Here is a 20,480-nt window from a genome sequence, read left to right on the forward strand (position 1 = left end):
AAGAGCGGCGCACGGGAAGGCGCGGGTCGCCGGGATCGCGACGCTCATCGCCGCTGGTAGCCGTCCTGACCGCTGCCAGCGGCGTGGTGGCAGTGATCGGCCGGTCAGTTCAACGCGGCGTCAACCTTCGTAACCGCCCGGCGGGCCACCTCTTCGGTCAGCGCCGTATCGATAGCCTCACCGGCCTGCTGAACGATGAAGACGAGCACACCGCCGCGCCGCACGACGGCCATGTCGAGGTTCACAGTCCTGCCGAACACGGTGGCCGTCGTGCGGAAGGCGAACGTCTCATCGGCGAGCTGAGGGAACGACAGCGCCGTGAAATACATGTCGAACGCAACGCCGCTGTCCATCTGGGTGGTGAGCTTCTTGCATGCCGTCACGGCCTCGGAGAAATCGGCCAACATGCCTTGCGCGTCCGTCTCGGCAAGCGGGAGCAGCGCCTCGCTGACGTCGGATCCGTCGGGAGCGGTGAACTCGGCGGAGACGTCGTCGGCTCGGCTCACCCTCTGCATCACGGCGTCGTATGCGGGACACTGATCGTAGTCTCCGGACGAGTCCTTCTTCGGCGCGCCGGTGTCGGGCTCGGCGATCCAGCCGGTCGGCAGGTCGGCCGCGACCAGCAGCGCACTTCTCGCCTGCTCGGCAGTCAGCGTCCGAAGCGGTACGTGTCCCACGGTGCTGACGGCGCCAGAGTCATCGACGGTATGGGCACGCTCGTCACCGGTGCCGCTACAACCGGCGAGAACGGTCACTGTCACTGCTGCCGCGATCACCCATAGCCCTGCGCGCATCATTCCTCCCCGTAGGAAATCGCCCGACGACATCGGCGATCATCGTAGCGTTGGTGTACCTGCCTTGTGGACTGTCGTATCGGATCCCGCTGGTCAGGCGTATCCCGCGCACAGGGTTCCAGCCCGGGGATGACCTGTGCTGGAGCCGGAAAGGTCAGCGGTTTCACACGGGAAGTGTCCGCAGCGTGAGGGGTCGGCTCTGACTGGCATCGGGCGCAGGAAACCGCGGACCTCGGTCAGCGCGAGGCCGAGCAGGTTGCGGCCCGGCCGGCGGGCAGGATCATGAAGCAGCGGGTCCGCGGTGCCCGGGCCGGCACCCCACACCCCTTCCAGGAGCGTCCTGCCCGTCAACACCTGTGCCGCATGGTGGCGCGGACCGCGGCTCTTGCTGTTCGCACTCGACGTGGTGCCGGGAATCGAACCCTCGGGTGTGTCGGCCGGCGGGTTTCACCAGTCCCACGACGGCAACGCATCGACGCGGTCGGCATCGCTGTGAAGCAGGATGTAGGAGGCATCGAAGCGGCTCGCGTATTCCCACAGCTGCCATACCTCCTCCGGCACGGTGTCGGGGTGATCAACGCGGTGTTCGGTGAGCATGCCCGGGACGTACAGCAGCCAGCCGTATTCGGTGTCGTGGGCGGTGACACCGGAGTAGTCGTCCAGGTCATCGCAGATGTGCTGGGGCAGGTGATGGGTGGACAGATCGAGCACGCACAGTATCCGCGGACCTGCGGTCCTGGTGGTCAGGTTGTTTCGGGCGCGGTTGAGCCAGCCGTGAAGCGCGGTCTCGGTGCCGGCGATCTGAATGCCGTCCTCGCCGCTGTCGGTGATGATCGACAACGTGCCGTCGGGCTCGGGCTCGTCGGCGTCTTTGGTGATCTCGAACGTCTCAGCACTGTCCAGGACGCGGACATCATGCGCTGCTTCGACGCGTTCCAACCTGATCGACATGATGGTGCCTTCCTGCCGGAGCGACGGGGTATCGGTGACGGCCGCCGCTGGCCTCGCGTCGAGGCCGCGCCCAGCGACGGCCGGTCTGCATTGCTGGGATCAGCCGTGGCGGCTGCTGTTGTCGTCAGCCGCGGCGGCGGTGACCGGTCCGGTGGCACCGCTGTTGGAAGGCAGATGCTTGTCGAGGCCGAGCCGGCGGCGTTCCAGAGTGATCAGGGCCCGGGCGGGGGCGTGCCAGCTGTCGCTGTCCATGGCCGCCGCGCTCTGGCCTTCGGACAGAGCGCGCAGGGCCGGGATGTGCTGCGTGTAGGAATCGCCGAGCTTTTCCAGGTCGGTGCAGGCTCGCTCCATGGCGTCGCGCATCTTCTTGGTCCAGCGTCCGGGCTGCCCCCACTTGGTACGGGGACGGCCGTGCAGGGGTCCTTCGCAGAGGTGGTAGCCGAGCCAGACGACCGGGGGGTGTATTCCGGCCGCAGTGGCGAGCAGCGCGTTCTTGTCGTAGTCCCAGGCTCTGCCGCCGCGCTGCTGGCGGTGTCCGGTGGCCTTCGGCTTGGTGAGGGTGCGCCAGTAGTCGGGGTGGACGCCGGTGGACGCGACCAGGTCCTTGGCGTCGCGGAATCCGCCGTCGGTGATAGCACCGGGAAGACGGTCGACGAGCAGGTGGGCCAGTTCCCGGCGGACGGCGGGCACTGCGGGGTCGTCCGCCGCTGTCAGGCGCTGCTGCCTGCCGGCTGGCTCGGGTACGGCGACCAGATCGGGCAGTCCTGCGCCATCGGCTAGATAGCCGAGCAGCAGGGCGCCGAAGTCGCTGAGCAAACGCTCGAAGCCGCGGGTGCGATCTCGGTAGTCGCGGATCGGTAGCCAGCGTCCGCCGCCTCGGTGGCCGACGCGGTGCGCCGATTCGTGGACCATTACCAGCAGGGTGCGGTGCCGGTCGGCGAGGACATCGCGGTGGATCGCCGTGTCGCCGGTGCTCGGTGTGTAGAAGCCGTCCGCACACGGGCTTTCCTCGCTGGCCGAGTAGACGCGGACCCGATCGAGGGCGAACGGGCCGATAGCGCGGCGGACGAGGTCGCGAGAGGAGGTGAGCATCTCACGCTCGGCGGCAGTGAGCGCCTTGTTCGGCACCCAGGTGGTCTTGTTACGGCTGCGTTCGTAGTGGCGGGTCTGCCGTGTTCGGGCAACCTCGACACCGAGCAGGTCCATCAGCGACCGCTGCAGGTAGCTCGACAGACCCTTGGCGGCGACCTCGGTGTAGCCGTTGTCGATCAGGTCCAGCGCCGCTTCCTCATTGCCGGTGGTGGTGTAGTACGTCCAGTCGGGTAGATGGGTCCGGGCCCACCAGCGCCAGGCCGCGCGGGTGTAGGGCTCATACACCTCACTGAAGAACTGCTCCAGTTCCGCCAGCCTCCCGCCGCCGAGCACATGCTGCGCGAAGCGGTCGATGATCTTTTCGTCCTGACTGGTGGCGAGCATGGCCCGCACGGCGGTGCGCAACGCACCCGCGTCGACGACGGTCCGATCGCGGTTCTGCAGGCCCTTGGCGTCCAACGGCAGGTCGTAGGAGGCCAACAGATCCGGTTGGACATTGACCAGGACCCCACCGATCCAGACTCGGCCCGGCTCACCGTCGAGCACACACTGGCCCGGAGAAGCCGGTGGCCGGTAGCCGGGCTCGGTCAGGGCGCGAAATCGGCCCCGGGCCTCGTCAGCGAGTTCACGGGAACATTCGACGGTGAAGACCGTGCCTTTGACCCGGCCGGTGCGGTACAGGTGGTAGACCAGCAGCTCCGCACCCTGCTGCGATAGCGACGGGACCAGGCCGTCGAGCAGCCGATGCCGCTGCACGCTCGGGGTGAAGCCGTACCCGACGGTCTCACACCGCACCTCGCCGATCTGCGGACTGCGCGCCAAGACGAGCGCTGCCAGTTTCTTGCCCTCACCGAACTGACCGATCTGCCCGGCGCCCTTCGTCGAGTGGCCGAGCACGAGCCCTTCCTCCGGGATGCCCGGCCCATCATCGGCAATGATCAAAACGCCGTTGGCCCAGCTGACCCGAGCGTTCGGGTCCTCATCCAAAGCGTTGGCAATGAGCTCGGACAGCGCCCGAACCGGGGTCCACGAACTCACGTAATCAGGAGAAATGGGGTAGGTGAGGGTGCTCACGGTTGATTGGTCCGCGTTGCTGGTGGTGTCGAGGCGGTCGGCGGCAACGGCGGTGGCCGTGGAGTCGTCCACGGATGTTCTCCTTGCTGAAAATCGGGGGTGGGCAGCGCGAGACGGCAGCTCGCAGGTACCAGCGGTGTCGTTCCGGCGCGAAGGAAAAGCCGCCGAAAATCGGCACGGCGACGGCCGGTGCCGCGGCATGCGCGGGCACCGGCCAGGTCGTGTGGTCAGCCGAGGAGCCGCTCGAGCGGGATGGTCTCCGGCAGCGGCCAGGGCAGCTTCTCCGGTTTGAGCGGCGTGGTCAGGATGGTCGCGATCAGCACCGACAGACTGTTGTTCGGCGACGCTGTCGCCGCCCTGGTCAGCGCGGCCCACGCGAGCAGGGATTCATGGCGTCGCCAGGCGTTCCAGGCGAGCAGGTTCGCCGGCGTCGTCACGTAGGCATCAGGAACCCGGCGGGTGAGATCCCGCCACAGCTCGTGCTGCCACTGCTGATCCGTGGTCGCTCGCCAGGCCGCGGAACGGCCGTCGGCGGCAGTGAGCGCCACCGCCAGGTCCGCGACCTGCTGATCAGTGAGCCGGTCGCCGGCTCGCGCGATCGCCAGGCTGGAAGACACGACGTCGGCCGGATCCGGAAGCAGCTCCGGCAGCGCCGCGAGCGCCGCGGCGATGCGCTGCTGAGCATCGGTGTCGCCGGCAATCATGTCGGCCAGGTACTGCGCCGACGGCAGCACAGCCCGGCCGCGCAGCGTCATCTCCGCGGGGATGACACTGCTGTCGGGATCGAGAACGGCACCCTGCTCCGGCGTACAGGGACAGCCGGAGCCGAGACAGTAGTAGCGGCCCTCGCAAACCAGCAGGCAGTGGCCGACCCGCACCGCCGTGTGCAGCTTGTCCGCGATCTCGATGAGCTTGTCGCGGTCCGACAGCGGACCGTATCCCACGACGAACGCCGCGGCGGCGTCCGTCGTCGAGGCCATGTCGGTGCTCTGTTCGAGAATCAAGGGCAGCGGTGTGTCCCGGTCGAAGGCCAAGCCATCGGTGAGCAGGCCGTCCAGGTTGAGGAACACTACGATCACGCACTGGTCGAGATGGACACCGACCACGTACGGCAGGGCGGCGAGCAGATCGGCAGGGCCACGGGCGACAGACGGCATTGATTCGAGCATGTGATCACTCCAGGTATCGCAAACGGGCTGCGGCCCCGATATGCGAACTACCGGAGGTGTACCGCGATCGGGAGAGGCCACCGATCGCGGTACACCGGTCCGGGACGGGCGCGGGGCCGCACTGACCCCGGGCGCGGACCGGCCTTGACGGCCCAAGGGCCGGCCAGGGCCAAGCCCCGGGCGGCACAACGGCAACAGCGCCCGTCGGTGGCAGCACCGGGGCCGCCCAGGGCGCCGTGCCCTTGCCGGTCCGGGACGGGGCCGGTATAGGCGCTTGCGGGCAGTGACGGCCACCGCCCTCTGGCCAGCCGCGACACCCGCCACGACCGAGCAACCTGTGATGGCTCCCCCATCAACCGCCCCGGATCAAAACGGCAGCCGCGCCGGTAGTGGACGAGCGTCACTTTTGAGCGGTGTACGCCTCGCCCGGTTGCCAAGATCGCGCGTAGAACCGGCGACCACGAAAGGTCTGCGGCACCCCCACGCGGGCCGGTGTTAATCGTCTGCGAGTACCGGAATGGGGTCAGACGGCGGGCTGGCCGATGTCCTCGAGCACGTCGTCGACTGAGGTGACCACCCGGGTGGCCGGGTGCCGGCGCAGCAACGCATGGCAGCCCTGCGACAGCACGGACGTGATCGGGCCGGGGACGATCATTGCCGGCCGTATCAGGTCGATGGCGCAGCCCAGCATCCGGCTGGTGCCACTGCGGGGCGCGGCCTCCACCACGACAGTGCCCGCCGTCACTGCGGCGATGATTCTGTTTCTCAAGAGAAAACGATGCCGCAGCGGCTCGGCACCGGCTGGCCACTCACTAACCAGCAGCCCACGGTTGGCGATCAGGTCGAACAAGGCGGCGTTGCCGGTCGGAGAGGGCCGGTCCAGTCCGCCGGCGAGCACCGCGACGGTTCGCCCGCCCTCGACGGTCAGCGTGCCTCTGTGCGCAGCAGCGTCAATCCCGTACGCGCCACCCGAGGTCACGGTCCATCCACGATCGGCCAGATCGGATGCGAAGTCGGTAGTTATGCGGATGCTGTAACTGGTCGCGGCACGGGCACCGACGATGGCCACGGACCGGGTGAAGGCATCACTCAGCGACCAGTCACCCCGCACCCACAGGCACAGCGGGGGCATGGCGTCGCGACGGCCTCCGCCGAGTGTTCCTACCTGCGTGGTCGCCAGATCGTCGAGGGATGTGGGCCACTCGCTGTCCGAGGGTGTGACCAGCCGAATGCCCGAACGGTCCGCGCGCCGCATCGCGATCTCGGCGGCCCGCCGGGCATCAACCCCGCGAGTGCGCGCTGCGACAGCGGCCCGCCGGTCGGCGTCGGCGATGTCCCCGGCGAGCAGCTGGTCCAACGTGGCGATCGCGCCGGACTGCTGAACCATCGACCAGACGCTGCTGTTACCGGGGTCGGCGAGCCAGGTCAGCGCTACCCGGGCAAACCGGTCCGCGTCGGCCGCGGACCGGCTCGTCTGCGCGATGTCGTGCTGAGTCATGTGAACCTCCCGAGAGGGTGAGCAGAAGTGGAAGAAGCGGTGTGCTCACGCTGCTGGCCGGGCACGCGGCGAGCCCGCCGCGGCCTCGAAGAGATCATGTTCAGGTCGATGGCTGTCGGCTGAGGTGGTTTCTGGCGGCGTCCGCTTCGTGCTGCCAGGTGCGGAACGTGCGCTGGCCCTCCAGCTTGAGGCAGGGCGGGATCCGGTTGGCGGGAATGCCGACTGGTGCCGGGCCGTCGACGGCGAGCAGATCGGAGGCCGACTGGTCGTGATAGCCGGCCGCGCAGTGCCTCGACGGTCGGGAAGACGTTGACGACCCGGTCCCGGTACTCGTGAGCAGATGATCCTGGGCGCCGCCGTAGCTGTACGCCCAGCGGAGGTTGGACGGCGGGCACGGCTTCACGAGCTTCTCGAAGCGGCGGATCTCCTTGGTGTGGCAGTAGAACCAGCTGCCGGGGTGGCCTTGCATGGTCGTCAGCCACGCCAGGTAGGCGTCGGAGAAGAAGTCGCCGGCGTCATGGACGCGCACGATGGTGCCGCAGCTCTTACGGCCGATCTCGTCGATCATCTGTCGGGTGAAACCGGGCAGGTCGTCGAGCACATAAACGAGGTTGCGTTTGTGGCGTCCCCGGACGGGCCGGAACCGGTACGAGCCCGCCCGGGCGTAGCAGACTTTCGCGCAGATGCCCGCGTTGGGGCAGGCATTTTGTTGGTACGCCCGTCGACCATCCGGCCCGCCCATGCGGGCAGGCGTCAGTTGATGATGCCGTCACGGCGCAGGTTGCGGTTCTGGGTCAAGAGCCGGCCCGGGCGCACAGCGAGATGCTGGGCAGCAGACAAGCCGCAGTCCGTAGCAGTGAACCCTTCTGGTGTGATGGGCAGGAGGCTGACAGCGCGGGTCCGGGGTGTCCGCAGTGACTGGCCCGTGGGCCGGGTGGCGTCCTCGCGCGGATGCGTTGGCCGATCAGACGGAACCCGCCCGAATTGGCGCTGCCGCTACTGCTCGGTGGTGTCGCGAGCCCTGCGGCGGTCGGCTTCTGTTCGCGGGTAGGTCATCCCTGCCGCGAACATGACTGGCCTCTTGGCGTGTTTGCCGTGGTAGAGCGCGATGTCGGCGTTGGTTAACGCGCTGTCCCACGGGTAGCCGGCTGGTACGGATGCCAGGCCGGCACTGCCGGACACCGTCAGCGGGCCGGTCGGCAGATCAGTGATGGTGATGGCGGCGGTCGCCGCGGCGGCGACCGCCTCGGCTGTCGCGCTGGTGGCCGCGGGCAGGATGACGGCGAATTCGTCACCGCCGAGACGTCCGGCCCAGCCATCGTGCTGGGATGCCAGGCCGGCTAGACGGCGGCCGAGCGCGGACAGGATTTGATCGCCGACGGGGTGCCCGTGTTGGTCGTTGGCCAGCTTGAAGGCGTCTAGATCGACCAGAATCACCTGTCGGCCTTGTCCGGCCGTGCGGGCGTAGGCGTCCTGGAGGCCGGAGCGGTTCAGCAGCCCGGACAGTGGATCATGCAGAGCCCGGCGGGTCAGCGTGTCGACCTGGGCGTGGAGTCGCCGGATGACCGGCGTCGCGGTGAGTCGTCCGGCGACGGCGCCGATCACGACGGCGGTGAGGTATGGCACGGCGGCGCAGAACCAGTGCATGAGTGGCGCCTCCACACGGAAATCACCCGGATCCCGCAGTCGTGGACGACTGCGGGATCCGGGAAGGTGGCTGGTGCGGGTGCCGGTCGAACGGGCCGGTTACGGGGCCGGCCGCGTCAGGCCGTGGCGGCCCTGGCTGCGAGGTGCAGCGCCTGGGTGGCGGTGGTCTCCATCCGGTAAGCGACGTCGGCGTCAGCGACGCTGCGCCCGAAGGAGGTGACGGCCTGCATGATCCCGCCGGCGCTCAGATCGGCGCCGGTGATGAAGTGCGCCAGGATCTCCTTCTGCTGTTCCTCGGTGTACTTGAGCTCCTTGCCGACGATCTTGATCGTCTCGTCCGGCCGGGAGACCACGATCCCGGCGGCCTGCTCCAGGTCGCGAACGGCCCGAGTGACGAAGTCGACGTCCAGGTAGGCGCGGACGGCGTCGATGGTCTGCGCGGTGATCAATTCGAGGAGCTTGCGCAGTGTCTGCGGCGAAGGGTCGATGATCCCGTCATCGTCGGTGATCTTGGCGCCGATGTGGGTACGGCTGAGCACACCCTTGTCGATGGTCTGACCGTTCTTGCAGATCTCGACCCGTATGAACGGGGCGACGCTGTACTTACCGAACCCGGTCTCGGAGTTGGTGAGCAGGAAACCGCCGAAGATGACCGGCAGATCACTGCCGCGGCGACCGTCGAACGGCGAGCGATAGTTGCGCAGCAACTCCGGCGCCATCACCTGCACCTCGGGAGAGATGAACCGGACGTACACGCGCCGGTCGGTGAGATCGCAGGACGCCACCTTGACGGCCACGCCAGCCTTACGGATGCCGTCCAGGGCGGCCAGCAACACATCGAGGTTGTCCAAGCGCAGAAACCGGTCGGACAGGAACGCGTGGGTGACACCGTCCGCTCCGGCTGCCGCATTTGCCGAGCGCCGGCAGCGCACCAGGAAGCGCCGGTGGTCGCGCTCAAGCCACGTGTTGATGTTGTAGTCCAGCGCCGGTAGGTTCTCGTCAGCCATCCGCCGCAGGTAGGGCCCCGGGATCTTCAGCTTCTCGGCGATCCCGCCGAGGGCGATGTCGTTGAGCTCGTAGGTGCCGTCGCAACTGGTGACGCCGTCCGGGCTCAGGCGCGCCTCGGTTCCTGCGATGATCAGTTTGCCGTCCTGGCAGCTCAGGGTGCCGGAGCCGGCAATGACGTCCATCGCCCGGGCCTTCTGGTCGTTCAGGATCTCCATGAGCCGGGCGATGTCGATGTGACGGTTCGGTGCGACGGTCAGAGTTGGCTGAGCCATGAGGCACGTCCTCCACGAACGCAAAGCCACCACTGCTGTGGCGGCTAACGGGACGCGCCCGCCCGAGCCGGGTCCGAGACGACCGGCGGGCGAGCGCGTGCTGGCCCCGGTGCCCGTGGCCCGGCCCGGCTGGACGGACGGCAAGGCGAGTACGAGGAGATCTCTGGCCGAAGGCCAAGATGTTCTCGGGCTCGGCTTGCGGACGGCGCCGGGCCGAGCCAACGTGCCCGGCCAGCACCGCCGCCCACCCGGGGCCAGTTCGGCCCGCTCGGTGACAACATCGCTCTGATCTGAGGCGTCCACCTGGACGGCTCAAACCGGGCCACCGCGCCACCGTCCGCCGAGACGCAATCAGGTTGCTTCCAGGCAGGCCGGGATTCCAGGAGATCGGCGCTTTCCCGCCTGATTTTTCCTTGGGCGAGCGGGACAGCCACGGACAACCGGAGTCAACAGCAGACAACTATTCGCGTTGCTTCCCGTCCGGCAATCTCAAACGCGGGAACGGCATCAAGCGCCTCGTCGGCGAATGTCTGAGATGGAGATCGCCGGGAATGTCTCACGCCGTTCGCACCCCTGAAATTCGGGATGCGATTGATGCGACGACCTGCCGAGAGCAGTTCTACGGAGGCATATGTGCGCCTGGTGCCAATGCCCTCTGCCCATTTCGCTGCTCAGAGCCTGTCAGGAGTTCTTCCATGTCACGTAGACCCGTCATCGCGGTGCGCCGATCGCGAAAGACGATTCTGATGGCGGTGGTCACCGCAGTCGCCGTCGGTATCGGTGTTCTGGTTGTTTCCGGCCCGGCTTCGGCAAGCGTATCGAAGCATCATGGCAAATGGATGAGCCAGGTCGCCGGCTGCAAGTCGAACTTCCGGATCGGGAAAACCGCCCGGATGGTGGCCGAAAATGGAGCGGACTACGGCTGGGTGGAATGGCGGGCGAGCCGGACCGGCGCGTGCGCCGGCTACCAGTGGGTTCGCCTGCACTTCACCCGGAACCTCGGCTTCGTCGCGGACGAGTCGGACTACAAGGACTGGGGGATCTACTACAAGGACAACCCGTGGGGGCGGGGCATCAGCACGTTCCACAAGTACAACATGAAAGTGCGAGGGCTGCGCTACTTCAAGGCCGGCGCCTACAACTCACGGATCTTGAGTTTCCCCCGGTTCGATGGAGCAGTTTTTCCTGCTACCAGCCGGTGGCAGGGGTGAGCAATACGGGCTCGGCCTGGCTTGCCTGAGCGTGATGCCAGGCCGTCTCGTACTCGTCCGGGCTCAGGTAGCCGAGTTCCTTCTGGATACGCTGGGTGTTGTACCAGCCATCGATATACGCGAACAGCGCGTTCTCGGCCTCGTCGCGGGTCCGCCACTCACTGCGATAGACCAACTCGATCTTCAATGTGGACCAGAAGTTCTCCATCAGCGCGTTGTCGTACGAGTCGCCGACAGAGCCCATCGAGGGCAGGATTCCGTTGTCGTACAAGCGTTCCGCGAACCGGAACGACGTATAGTTCGAGCCCCTGTCGCTGTGGTGAATGAGTTCGCCGTCACGGACCTGACGCGAGTAGATCCCGTATTCGAGGGCGGCCAGGATCAGATCGGTGTCACACCGGGTGGAAGTCTTCCAGCCCACGATCCGGCGCGAGAACGCGTCGCGGACCGCGGCCAGCCAGAACACTCCCTCGGCGCACGGGATCCGGGTGGCGTCGGCCACCCAGAGCCGGTCCGGGGCGTTCGCCCGGAACTGCCGGTTGACCAGGTCCGGGGCCGGCTCCCGGGTCGGGTCCTGCTTCGTGGAGCCGCCGCGCCAGCCGCGTCGCAGGAACGCGCCCTGCCAGCCCTGTGCGCGCATCAGCCGCTCGACCCTCTTGCGGCCGACCCGGATCCCCTCCCGACGCAACTGCTGATGCACCCGGTCGGAACCGTAGGTGAAGCCGGACGCCTCCCAGACCTCATAAATGTTCGACAGCAACCCGAGGTCGACCACGTCGCGGTCGCAGGGCTGTTCGACCTGCTTCTTCCAGGCGTAGTAGGTCGACTCACCGATTTCCAGGACCCGTAGCAGGAGCGCGACCGCGAAGCGGTCCGACTGTTCGTCAACGAACGTCAGGACCGTCGCCGGGTCGGGTCGAGCTCCGACGCGAAATACGCTGAGGCGGCTTTCAAAATCTCGTTCGCCCGGCGCAGCTCCGCGTTCTCCTTTAGCAGCCGCCGGTTCTCCTCGAGCATGTCCGTGGTCGGCCGATCGGCGCGTTCGCCGGCGTCGGCCTCGGCCTGCCGGATCCAGTTGCGCAACGCCTCCGGATGCACGTTCAACTGCTCCGCCAGCCGCTTGATCACCGGCTTCGGATCCGAGTCCCGATACAGTCGCACGGCACGTTGCCGCAGCTCATCGGGATACTTCTTCGGTGCTGCCACGGATGCTTCCTCCCCATGGCCATCAGACCATGATCATGAAGCTCCATGAAAGCGGGGGTCCCTCATCTTCTACGCGCCCAATGAGAAAGCCTGTGCGCAGCTATACACCTATGCCAACCGGTACCGTGTCGGCCTGGAAATCAAAGGCCAGGGAGATCTGCCCAGACTCAAGTATTGCGCCTGACTCTGACGGTCCCCGCAAGCCGGGTCGACGACATGTGTGTGATCGCTTCATTGTCCTGAACGGCCATGCACTCTGAGGTGGTCCTTTAATGGGGGTAGCGATCGATGGAGTCCTGTCTTCTCGTCGCTGTGCCGGATGGCGAATCGTGTGAGGGCCGGGGTCATCCCGGCCCTCCGGCACGTTACGGCATCAGAGTCGGGCCAATGCGCCTACTCGGGGCGTTGCTCGACAGCCGGGTCGCTGCGTGATTCAACTTGCACACCATCATCTATTCCAATGCCCTCCCATCTGCGGGTGGTCGGACTGGTGGAGCGCAGGGCGAGAGCGGCCAGACGGCGGGATCCGGGCGGGACTACAGCAGCCAACCGCGGAGTACTGGGGACAACCGCAGACAACTATCCGCCCCTTGGCGTGTTCGGCAGCATCAAATCAGCGAGCGGGATTTTCGCGGGCACGAGACGAATGCGCCTTGTCGCACGGAGAGGTTACCGGAAGTCGCTGGTCGTAGCTGACGTGTCCAGAGGGGACAGACGACGGCCCCAGCGGCAGCAGAGAAACGGGGTCGCTCTGTACCGGTGCATCAACAGGATTTGCCGGCCGCTCGCCGATCGATCGGTCGGACGGAATGCCGTCAACGCGGAACGGAGTGGACGTTGAATCTTCTGAAGAAGAGTCTGATGATCATGGCCGCCTCGGTCGTGGCCGCGACCGCGCTCATCGTCGGTGGTGCATCCCCAGCATCGGCAGCCAGCACCTCGTGCACGGCCCCGTATTGGTACCCGCCGTGGTACCGCACGTGCACGACCGGCACGATCTCCGCCAACAGCAAGCACGAGATCTCGATCTCCACCTCGGCCTGCACGGGCAGCCCGTGGAAGGTATGGGATACGGGCACCGGCGTGACGATCGCCTCGGGCACCGGCACCGCCAGCCGGAAGGTCGGCGGGCTCTACGGCACGTACAAGGCCAAGCTGACCGACGCGTGCTGGCGCGACAGCATCTACCTCAGCAGCTGAGCCATCGTGCTCCGGCCGGGACACCCGAACGCCCGGCCGGAGCACACGGTGCGCCGCGACCACAACTTCTCGAGACGCCCTGGGCCCGGCGTCCCCTCTGTCTGCCCAGATGTGAATCCGGATACCGGCTCCCGGGCGCGTGGTGGGGCGGCGGCGCCACTGTCCCACCGATCCGACTGCACGGAGGAATCGTGCGCATCCTGCTGCTCGTGACTGCATTCAACGGCCTTAGCCAGCGTGTCTGGTGCGCCCTGCGCGATCTTGGGCACGACGTCGGCGTACACACAGCCGGTGAGGGGCCCGACATCACCGCCGCTGTCACCGCTGCGGCACCGGACTTGATTCTGTGCCCCTACCTGGCCCAGCGGGTGCCGGCCGAGGTGTGGCAGCACTGGCCGACCGTGATCATCCATCCCGGCCCTGTTGGTGATCGTGGCCCGTCGTCGCTGGACTGGGCGATCACCGAGGGAGTCGCGTGCTGGGGTGTGACCGCGCTGCAAGCAGCCGAGGAAATGGACGCCGGACCCGTATGGGCGAAACGCACGTTCGCCATGCCGGCGACCGCGGTGCGTAAGTCGGCGTTGTACGCGGGGCCGGTCGCCGACGCTGCGCTGGAGTGCGTCCTCGAGGTCGTCGAGAAGGCAGCCGATCCCACGTTCGTCCCGACGCCTGCCGAAAAGCTGCCGGTCGGGGTGCCCGGCGCCAGGCCGCGGCCGGCGATGCGTCAGGTCGACCGGATGATCGACTGGGCCGGATCGGTCGAGCAGATTCTGCGCCGTGTCCGCGCTGCCGATGGGGCGCCGGGGGTTTTGACCGAGATCGCTGGGCTGCCGGTGTACGCCTACGACGCCCATCCCAGTGGGATCCGCAAGGGCCGGCCCGGTGAGGTGCTGCTGCGCCGTGAAGGCGCGGTGCTCGTGGCGGCCGGTGACGGCAGCGTCTGGCTTGGCCATCTACGTCAGGCCACCGTCAACGGTGAACCGGGAATCAAGCTGCCAGCAGCGACGGTGCTCGGCTCGCTCGTGCACGGCGTCGCGCACGCGGCCGCAAAATCCGGTCGCGCCCCGGATGCTGCCTTCGGATACGGACAGATCCGATACCGGCGTGACCGGGCAGCGGGCTGGTTGCACTTCGACTTCTACAACGGGGCCATGGCGGTCGGCCACTGCCGCCGTCTGCTGTCCGGGCTCCGGCACGCTCTGGAGCAGGACACCCGTGTCGTGGTGTTGTGCAGCGGCACCGAAGTATTCAGCACCGGAATCCACCTCAATATGATCGACAACGCGCCGGACCCGGCTGTCGAGGGCTGGGCGAACATCCGTGCCATCAACGAGGTGTGCAAGGAGATTATCAACTGCACCAGACAGACGGTGATCGCTGCGTACAACGGTTCCGCCGGTGCGGGTGGCGTCATGCTGGGGCTCGGCGCCGACGTGGTCGCCGCTCGCGACGGAATCATTCTGAACCCGCACTACGACATAGGTCTGTTCGGGTCCGAGTTGCACACCTACACCCTGCGGGCCCGGGTCGGCGCTGATCGCGCGCGACGGTTGTTGTCGGCCAAGGCCCCGATCAGCGCCGACCAAGCTTCACGGATCGGCTTGGTCGACGACGTCGGACCCCGTAACCCGGACAGTTACCTGGAGTGGCTGGCCACGCTGGCGGCGGAGGAAGCGGATCCGGCCTTGGTCCGCGCCAGGTCGGAGGCCAAGCAGCACCGGCTCGCCACGGGGCTACCTATCGGCGTATTCGAAGCTCGGGAGCTCGCGGAAATGAGCTGCGACCTGTTCGACGACCGATCGGGGTTCGCCGCTGCCCGGCAAGCGTTCGTGTCGAAGACCAGCAAAGCCCTGCCACAGTTGCTGGCACGATAAGCGGAGGCGAAGGATTCGCGTCGCTACGCGGCGGGCGGTAGCGAGGATTGGGCGCGTTCGCAGAACTCCAGGGCGGACGCTGCCCGGTCGGCGACGCATTCGGGATGCTGTGCAGCCATGCGACTATCGCCGCGACCACGTGAATCGGCGCCGTGGGATGCCGTAGTGCCGTCGCGGTGGCGGGTTCTGTGGCTCCCCCATCAGGCCGAGGGTTGGTGTCTCAAACGCTACCGGTCTCGTCGAGCCGGGCCAGGCCGGCGAAGAGCCGTCCTGCTGCGGCTTCGGCGGCCAGTGCGGCGGTGATCGTGGTGTCATCCGCGTTGCCCAGAGCCTGAGGAAGGTCGACGGCGACGAGCGCTACCGCCTGCTGATCACGGGCAGCGGACAGCCAATCGGGCGCTAACGCAGGCTGTGGATCGCCGGGTGCGGGGCCCCAATCGCAGGCGAACTGCGCCGCTTGGTCGCCGTAGTGGGTGTCAACGCCGGTGAGCGTGTCGCCGTCGACCCGTACCCGCCAGGCTTCCGGCAACGAGGGCGGCCGGTCGCCTGGGGCGACCGGCCTTAGCCCACTGGCCCGCCAGAAGACCGTCCGGGCATCGACCGGTCCTCCACCCAGGTCGGCTATCGTCGCCGACCCGCTGCGAACCAGCGCGGGGAGATTGCCGAACCAGCCGAGCCACACCGCAACGGCGTTCTCGCCGCCGGCGAGAGCCGCGCACAGCGCCGCGAGGGGCCCAGCCACGGCCGGATCGTCAAGTGCGCCGCTGCCGGGGTCGCGGTGCGACTGCGGGTTGCCGGTCGGTTCGGGCCGTGGGCCACGCGATGCCATGTTGTCACCGTAGACGCTGAACTGATTCGCGTAGCGCGATGCCGCGGCCGCCCATCGGATACTCGGCTGTTCCGAGGAACCCGCGTTGGCCCAGTGGGCGTTGTAGCGGTACCAGAAGTCCATCATGTCGTGACAGCACAGTGGATCGTGGGCAGGTCGTTCGCCGACGATGGGATCGGTGCCGCGATCACGCCGAGATCGCGTTGCGCGGCGGCGAGCCGCCGGTGCCCGCCCTGCTGCGATCCGCGAGTCTCGTTGAGGATGAGCACGTCCGGCGAGGCGCTCCGGAGTCGTTTGCGCAGTAGCGGCCACCGTCGGTGCCGTGTCCGGTCTCGTCTTCCAACCCGCCGTGCTGGAGATTCTGCACGGCCAGCGGTGATGTGCATGGCGTGATATGCGTTGTTCTACAGGGCTGATGCGTCGAATGTGACGACGACGGGCAGGTGGTCGGTGGTGTCGCCGACGGCGTCCGGGTCGACGACGGTGTATCCGGTGACCGCCTCGGTGGGGAAGTGGTGGGTGGCGTACCAGCGGTCGATGCGGCGGGCGGGGTGGTTGTCGGCGGGGTGGTGGCCGGTGGTGGCGGCCCAGTCGGCCCCGGTGAGGCGGGCGCAGTCACTCATCCGGCCGAGATGGCTCGCTTCAAGGCGGTGCGCGGGACGCCGATCGACCTCGCCGGTGGCGGTGAGCTGGTAGGCGTGATCGGGATGCCACGACAGGCCTTGATACGGATCAGGGTCATAAGCGCGGTCACTGCCGATGCAGTTGAAGTCCCCGCCGAGCAGCCCCGGTGTGGCCCCGGAGTTGAAGACGCGCAGCAGCTGGGCGCAGTCCATGGTCGACCAGGTCAGGTCGAACGGGCTCAGCTGCACGGAGCCGACCCGCAGCGGCCGGCCAGCGAAGTCGAATACGACGCTGACCGCGCTGTGCCACATCCCACCTCCTTCGCGGGTCAGGGTGTGCAGGCTGCCCGGCACGGGGGTGATGCCGTCACGCCAGAGCAACCCGGTGTGGCGGATGAGGCCGCCGACCGCGACGGCCGGTTCGCCGTCGATGTCGCAGATGTGGTCGACGGCGGTGGCCAGCCGGCGCAGCCCGCGTACGGCTCCGGGACGTTTCTGCTCCTGGTCGGCTCCGGCTGCGGTGATCTCCTGGACGGCGACGATGTCGGCGTCCAAGTCCCGGATCAGGGCTTCGAGCTGCCGGTAGCGGGGCTCGTCGGCGTCGGCGGCGTACAGGTTGTAGGTGTTGATCGAAGCCACAGTGATCATGCAGTACTCCTTGGGAAAGTTGACGGCGTCGGGCCTCGCCCTACAGGAGACGGGCGATGTCGTACGCGGCTTGGCGGGTGCCGCCGGTCGAGGGCGGCGAGAAGTGTGATGCGGTGTCCGGGCTTGTGGCGGTACACCGTCGATGACGGAGCCAGCGGGGGTCGGCGCCGGGGCGTCGGTGCGGGCCTTTGGTGATTGTCGGTAGGCGTGTCATGCGGGGTCGCTTCCCGCGGCTTGTGCGGTCACCATGTTGGGGACTGGGTCGGGCCGCTGGCGGGGTGCGGCTGTGGTGGCCGCCTGGCCGGTGTGGGCTGGGGTTGGCCATCGGACGTGCCAGCCCGGGTAGAGGACGGCGATCAGATAGGCGCCGGCGCAGGTCCAGAGAGTGGCGGGCAGGGCGGCGGTGAGCAGGGTGCCGGCGATCGCGCCGGTGAGGCTGCCCAGGGGGATACCGAGCCAGGCCCAGGCGTTGATCAGTGCGCGGACACGTCCTTGGAGGTGTTCGGGGATCAGCCGGATCTGGGCGGCGTCGAGGATGACGTTGGTGGTTCCGGAGCCCAGGCCAGCGACGGCGAAGACGGCGAGGACGATTGCTGGGTCGGCGCCGGCTGCGACGACCAGCAACCGGGAGACCCCGCCGAGTGGGCTGGTGATCAGGTAGAGCGGCCGGGGCGGGAGCCGGTGGCCGATGCTGGCGGTGAGCAGGGCAGTGACGACGGCGCCGCCGCCGAAGATCCCGGCGGCCAGGCCGGTCAGTGCGGGACCGTGGCCGTGGCGTTGTGCCCACGCTGGTAGCAGGATTGTCAGGAACAGTTGGTCGAGGCCGTTGGTGACCAGGTACATCAGGACCAGCGCCCGCAGGGACCGTTCCCGGTGCAGGAAGGCGCTGCCGTCACGCAGCTGCCGCAGATAGCCGGAGCTGTGCCCGGTTTCGTGGCGCAGCCGCCGTCCGCGGTTGGTTGCGCTGATCACTGCCGCGACCGTGAACAGGCCGGCGACCAGCCACAGGACACGGGGTCCGATCCCGGCCAGCAGTAGCCCTGCCCCGATCGGGCCGAGGGTGGTGGCGGTGCGTTCCACTGCGGTCGCGTGGCCTGATCCGAACTCCACCGGCCGGCCCGCAGCGGCGGTCACCGCCGGGAGCCAGACCGTCTTTGCGGTGGCGGCCGGGCCGTCGACGGCACCGACACAGGCCATCGTGATGGCCAGGAGCCACAGCGGCGGCGGGCCGGATACGGCCAGCACCGTGATCGCGGCCGCCGAGATGAGATCACCGAACCCGGCGACCGTCCGTGGCCCGCACCGGTCGATCAGCGGACCGCCGAGGACCTGGGTGACCACGTACGGCAGCGTGTGACAGACCCCGACCAGCCCGGCGTGAGCCGGGTTGCCGCGGTCGGTCATGGCCAGCCATGGCACGACGATCAGCAATGCCCTGTTCGCGGTCAACGCGGCAGCCTGAGCGCCGAGCACGCCGACCAAACCCACCCATGACCTGCTGCCCCCAGCAGGACCGGCGGTGCCCGCCGCGGTTCGGCCCTGGGCGACAGGTGTCAAGCGGCCCGGCCGCGGCGGTCCGGCAGGCCGGTGCTGGTTCATCGACTGTCGCTGTCTGCGCGGAGCCCTCGCTCGGGTGGGGTTGCCGCCGGGTCGCGGCTGGCGAACAGCAGCGTGAGCGCTCGTTGCAAGCGGTAGGTGCCGACCCGGATCGCGGCCTGCGCAGCCGAGCGGGTGTGGGCCGGATCAGCTTCGTTGATGATCATCCTCACCTCGTCAGTGCGGGTCGGGTCGCTACGGTTTGCGGGCCGCGCCCGCCCAGTAGTAGGCGGCTTCCGGGTTTTCGACCTTGCTGTCCGGGCGCCAGGCGGAGACCGGGACCAGGCCGGGTTCGAGGAGCTCCCAGTCGCCGAAGAAGCGCTCGACGGCCTCGCGGTTGCGGGCCACCAGGGTCATGCCGGCGCCGGTGGCGGCGGCGACCGCGGCGTCCACCTCGGCCGGGTTGAAGTCGGCGGTCGGGTGGGTGATGGCCAGGCAGCTGCCGGAGGGCAGGGCGTCGCGCAGCTCGGCGACCTTGGTCCACGGGTCGTCGGTGTCGGCGAGCAGCATTAGGATGGCGATCAGGGTGAGGCCGACAGGCTGGGTCAGGTCGAGGGTCTCGCGCAGGGCCGGGTCGTCGAGGATGGAGCGCGGCTTGCGGATGTCGGCGGCGATGTACTCGCTACGGCCGGCGGGGTCGCTGATCATCAGGGCGCGGGCGTGGACCAGCACGATCGGGTCGTTGTCGACGTAGACGACGCGGGTCGACGGGGCGATCTGCTGGGCGATCTCGTGCAGGTTGGGCCGGGTCGGGATGCCGGTGCCGATGTCCAGGAACTGGCGGATGCCCTCCTTGGCGACCAGGTCACGGGCCGCCCGGTGGACGAACTTACGGTTCTCGCCGGCCATGTACTTCATGCCGGGGATGGCCTGGATGATCGCCTCGCCGACGGCGCGGTCGACGGCGAAGTTGTCCTTGCCGCCGAGCCAGTAGTCGTAGATGCGGGCGGAGTGCGGCACGTTGATGTTGACACCGGGCGAGGATGGGATGTCGCTGGTGTTCATCGCGGCCCCCCAGTGCCGTGGCCGTACCAGGCGTTATCGGCGGCGCGCATGGCTTCCAGATCGGGAGTCCCGGCGGCCATGAGGCGGCGGGCGCAGACCGAACGGTGCCGGGCGATGATCACGGTCGCTTCGGGTGAGCCGGAGGTCAGGATCGGCTCCAGTACCGCCTCCAATGATCCGGGCAGGCATCGACTGCGTGCCAGCAGGCCGCACGCCTCGGCCCGGAGCCCACAACCTACGAGGACTTGGCCGTAGGCCACAGCGATCCGAACTCCGTGCTGGCTCCAGCGTTCCGGTTCGCGCAGCCAGGCGCGCCAGGCTTGCTCCGTGTGCCGCAACGCCTCACCACAGCGGCCGCCATGGTGCAGGCTGTCCGCTAACCGCAATCGCATCAAGGTCGCGGCCGAGTTCTCGTCCCAGCCCATCTGTTGGAACAGTTGCCACACGTCGGCCCGGACGAGAGCGGCATGCCGGTAGCGGGCCTGATCCTGAAGGACTTGGCCGAGGAGGTCACCAGCCAGCGCGTGCCGCGGAACGTCCCCGCAGGCCACGGCAGAGGTGTAGGCGAACCGGGCTGGCGCCTCCACTTGATTGGGCACGTAGTCGGATGCGTGGAGCAGCTTCGCGAACTGCAGGGCAGCCGCGATGAGTCCCTCATCGGTGGTGTAGCCACTCAGATCCACCACGCTGAGCCGGCTTTCGAGCAGGGCCAGGGCTTGGGTCACCTTTTGCTCGTCGATCAGGCGACGGGCGGTGAGTACGGCCATCACCCACTGTTGGGAG

The 20,480-nt window shown here is 68.0% G+C and carries 19 protein-coding genes; 3 read left to right on the top strand and 16 right to left on the bottom strand.

What is annotated here, in order from left to right; translation table 11 throughout:
* Positions 1-104: 104 nt before the first annotated feature.
* The 8 genes from J5X75_RS03950 to J5X75_RS03985 form a co-directional block, all read right to left on the bottom strand.
* A complete protein-coding gene (locus J5X75_RS03950; protein ID WP_208465890.1) occupies positions 105-755 on the bottom strand; it encodes a hypothetical protein in 651 nt (216 codons plus the stop codon).
* Positions 756-1,241: 486 nt separating this feature from the next.
* Positions 1,242-1,745 (bottom strand): DUF5983 family protein, encoded by a 504-nt coding sequence (locus tag J5X75_RS03955; protein ID WP_208465891.1) that lies wholly within the window; start codon positions 1,743-1,745, stop codon positions 1,242-1,244.
* Between the two features lie 99 nt (positions 1,746-1,844).
* Positions 1,845-3,983, bottom strand: coding sequence for an ATP-binding protein (locus J5X75_RS03960; protein WP_208465892.1), 2,139 nt, complete (start codon positions 3,981-3,983; stop codon positions 1,845-1,847).
* Positions 3,984-4,138: 155 nt separating this feature from the next.
* Positions 4,139-5,161, bottom strand: coding sequence for a DUF4192 domain-containing protein (locus J5X75_RS03965; protein WP_208465893.1), 1,023 nt, complete (start codon positions 5,159-5,161; stop codon positions 4,139-4,141).
* A 442-nt stretch (positions 5,162-5,603) separates the two neighbouring features.
* The gene (locus tag J5X75_RS03970; RefSeq protein ID WP_208465894.1) at positions 5,604-6,578 is read right to left on the bottom strand and encodes a DNA-processing protein DprA; all 975 of its coding nucleotides are present in this window, start codon (positions 6,576-6,578) and stop codon (positions 5,604-5,606) included.
* Positions 6,579-6,678: 100 nt separating this feature from the next.
* The gene (locus J5X75_RS03975; protein WP_208465895.1) at positions 6,679-7,320 is read right to left on the bottom strand and encodes a GP88 family protein; all 642 of its coding nucleotides are present in this window, start codon (positions 7,318-7,320) and stop codon (positions 6,679-6,681) included.
* 254 nt (positions 7,321-7,574) lie between these two features.
* On the bottom strand, positions 7,575-8,240 hold the full coding sequence (locus J5X75_RS03980) for a GGDEF domain-containing protein (RefSeq protein WP_208465896.1): 666 nt from the start codon (positions 8,238-8,240) through the stop codon (positions 7,575-7,577).
* A 101-nt stretch (positions 8,241-8,341) separates the two neighbouring features.
* The gene (locus tag J5X75_RS03985; RefSeq protein ID WP_208465897.1) at positions 8,342-9,505 is read right to left on the bottom strand and encodes a DUF932 domain-containing protein; all 1,164 of its coding nucleotides are present in this window, start codon (positions 9,503-9,505) and stop codon (positions 8,342-8,344) included.
* A gap of 695 nt (positions 9,506-10,200) precedes the next feature.
* Between J5X75_RS03985 and J5X75_RS03990 the strand changes: the two genes are divergently transcribed.
* Entirely contained in the window at positions 10,201-10,716 is a 516-nt protein-coding gene (locus J5X75_RS03990) for a hypothetical protein (protein WP_208465898.1), read from the top strand.
* Here the strand turns inward: J5X75_RS03990 and J5X75_RS03995 are convergent.
* Positions 10,694-11,614, bottom strand: a complete 921-nt coding sequence (locus tag J5X75_RS03995) for an IS3 family transposase (protein WP_307797928.1) — start codon at positions 11,612-11,614, stop codon at positions 10,694-10,696. The genes J5X75_RS03990 and J5X75_RS03995 overlap by 23 nt on opposite strands.
* Entirely contained in the window at positions 11,611-11,922 is a 312-nt protein-coding gene (locus tag J5X75_RS04000) for a transposase (RefSeq protein ID WP_208465900.1), read from the bottom strand. Before J5X75_RS04000 ends, J5X75_RS03995 begins: the two co-directional genes overlap by 4 nt.
* An 861-nt stretch (positions 11,923-12,783) precedes the next feature.
* Here J5X75_RS04000 and J5X75_RS04005 point away from each other — a divergent pair.
* Positions 12,784-13,122: a hypothetical protein gene (locus tag J5X75_RS04005; protein WP_208465901.1), complete on the top strand. Its 339-nt coding sequence runs from the start codon at positions 12,784-12,786 to the stop codon at positions 13,120-13,122.
* Between the two features lie 191 nt (positions 13,123-13,313).
* Complete coding sequence (locus J5X75_RS04010) at positions 13,314-14,996, top strand: hydrogenase maturation protein (RefSeq protein ID WP_208465902.1); 1,683 nt, start codon at positions 13,314-13,316, stop codon at positions 14,994-14,996.
* Between the two features lie 220 nt (positions 14,997-15,216).
* Here the strand turns inward: J5X75_RS04010 and J5X75_RS04015 are convergent, their stop codons facing one another.
* The 6 genes from J5X75_RS04015 to J5X75_RS04040 form a co-directional block, all read right to left on the bottom strand.
* Positions 15,217-15,951: a hypothetical protein gene (locus J5X75_RS04015; protein ID WP_208465903.1), complete on the bottom strand. Its 735-nt coding sequence runs from the start codon at positions 15,949-15,951 to the stop codon at positions 15,217-15,219.
* A 278-nt stretch (positions 15,952-16,229) separates the two neighbouring features.
* The gene (locus J5X75_RS04020; protein WP_208465904.1) at positions 16,230-17,096 is read right to left on the bottom strand and encodes an endonuclease/exonuclease/phosphatase family protein; all 867 of its coding nucleotides are present in this window, start codon (positions 17,094-17,096) and stop codon (positions 16,230-16,232) included.
* 210 nt (positions 17,097-17,306) lie between these two features.
* The gene (locus J5X75_RS04025) at positions 17,307-18,695 is read right to left on the bottom strand and encodes an MFS transporter (protein WP_208465905.1); all 1,389 of its coding nucleotides are present in this window, start codon (positions 18,693-18,695) and stop codon (positions 17,307-17,309) included.
* Positions 18,692-18,859: a hypothetical protein gene (locus J5X75_RS04030; RefSeq protein WP_208465906.1), complete on the bottom strand. Its 168-nt coding sequence runs from the start codon at positions 18,857-18,859 to the stop codon at positions 18,692-18,694. The genes J5X75_RS04025 and J5X75_RS04030 overlap by 4 nt, the downstream gene beginning before the upstream one ends.
* A 28-nt stretch (positions 18,860-18,887) precedes the next feature.
* On the bottom strand, positions 18,888-19,697 hold the full coding sequence (locus J5X75_RS04035) for an SAM-dependent methyltransferase (protein WP_208465907.1): 810 nt from the start codon (positions 19,695-19,697) through the stop codon (positions 18,888-18,890).
* Positions 19,694-20,464, bottom strand: coding sequence for a hypothetical protein (locus J5X75_RS04040; protein ID WP_208465908.1), 771 nt, complete (start codon positions 20,462-20,464; stop codon positions 19,694-19,696). Before J5X75_RS04040 ends, J5X75_RS04035 begins: the two co-directional genes overlap by 4 nt.
* Between the last annotated feature and the right edge of the window lie 16 nt (positions 20,465-20,480).

The sequence above is a fragment of the Actinoplanes flavus genome (assembly GCF_017592555.1).
In the GTDB taxonomy this organism is placed as follows: Bacteria; Actinomycetota; Actinomycetes; order Mycobacteriales; family Micromonosporaceae; genus Actinoplanes; species Actinoplanes flavus.

Excerpts from the sequence above, each read along its gene's own strand:
- J5X75_RS03955 (WP_208465891.1), bottom strand. The coding sequence starts at position 1,745 with ATGTCGATCAGGTTGGAACGCGTCGAAGCAGCGCATGATGTCCGCGTC.
- J5X75_RS03970 (WP_208465894.1), bottom strand. The coding sequence starts at position 6,578 with ATGACTCAGCACGACATCGCGCAGACGAGCCGGTCCGCGGCCGACGCG.
- J5X75_RS03975 (WP_208465895.1), bottom strand. The coding sequence starts at position 7,320 with ATGGGCGGGCCGGATGGTCGACGGGCGTACCAACAAAATGCCTGCCCC.
- J5X75_RS03985 (WP_208465897.1), bottom strand. The coding sequence starts at position 9,505 with ATGGCTCAGCCAACTCTGACCGTCGCACCGAACCGTCACATCGACATC.
- J5X75_RS03990 (WP_208465898.1), top strand. The coding sequence starts at position 10,201 with ATGTCACGTAGACCCGTCATCGCGGTGCGCCGATCGCGAAAGACGATT.
- J5X75_RS04005 (WP_208465901.1), top strand. The coding sequence starts at position 12,784 with ATGATCATGGCCGCCTCGGTCGTGGCCGCGACCGCGCTCATCGTCGGT.
- J5X75_RS04015 (WP_208465903.1), bottom strand. The coding sequence starts at position 15,951 with ATGATGGACTTCTGGTACCGCTACAACGCCCACTGGGCCAACGCGGGT.
- J5X75_RS04020 (WP_208465904.1), bottom strand. The coding sequence starts at position 17,096 with ATGATCACTGTGGCTTCGATCAACACCTACAACCTGTACGCCGCCGAC.
- J5X75_RS04025 (WP_208465905.1), bottom strand. The coding sequence starts at position 18,695 with ATGAACCAGCACCGGCCTGCCGGACCGCCGCGGCCGGGCCGCTTGACA.
- J5X75_RS04030 (WP_208465906.1), bottom strand. The coding sequence starts at position 18,859 with ATGATCATCAACGAAGCTGATCCGGCCCACACCCGCTCGGCTGCGCAG.
- J5X75_RS04035 (WP_208465907.1), bottom strand. The coding sequence starts at position 19,697 with ATGAACACCAGCGACATCCCATCCTCGCCCGGTGTCAACATCAACGTG.
- J5X75_RS04040 (WP_208465908.1), bottom strand. The coding sequence starts at position 20,464 with ATGGCCGTACTCACCGCCCGTCGCCTGATCGACGAGCAAAAGGTGACC.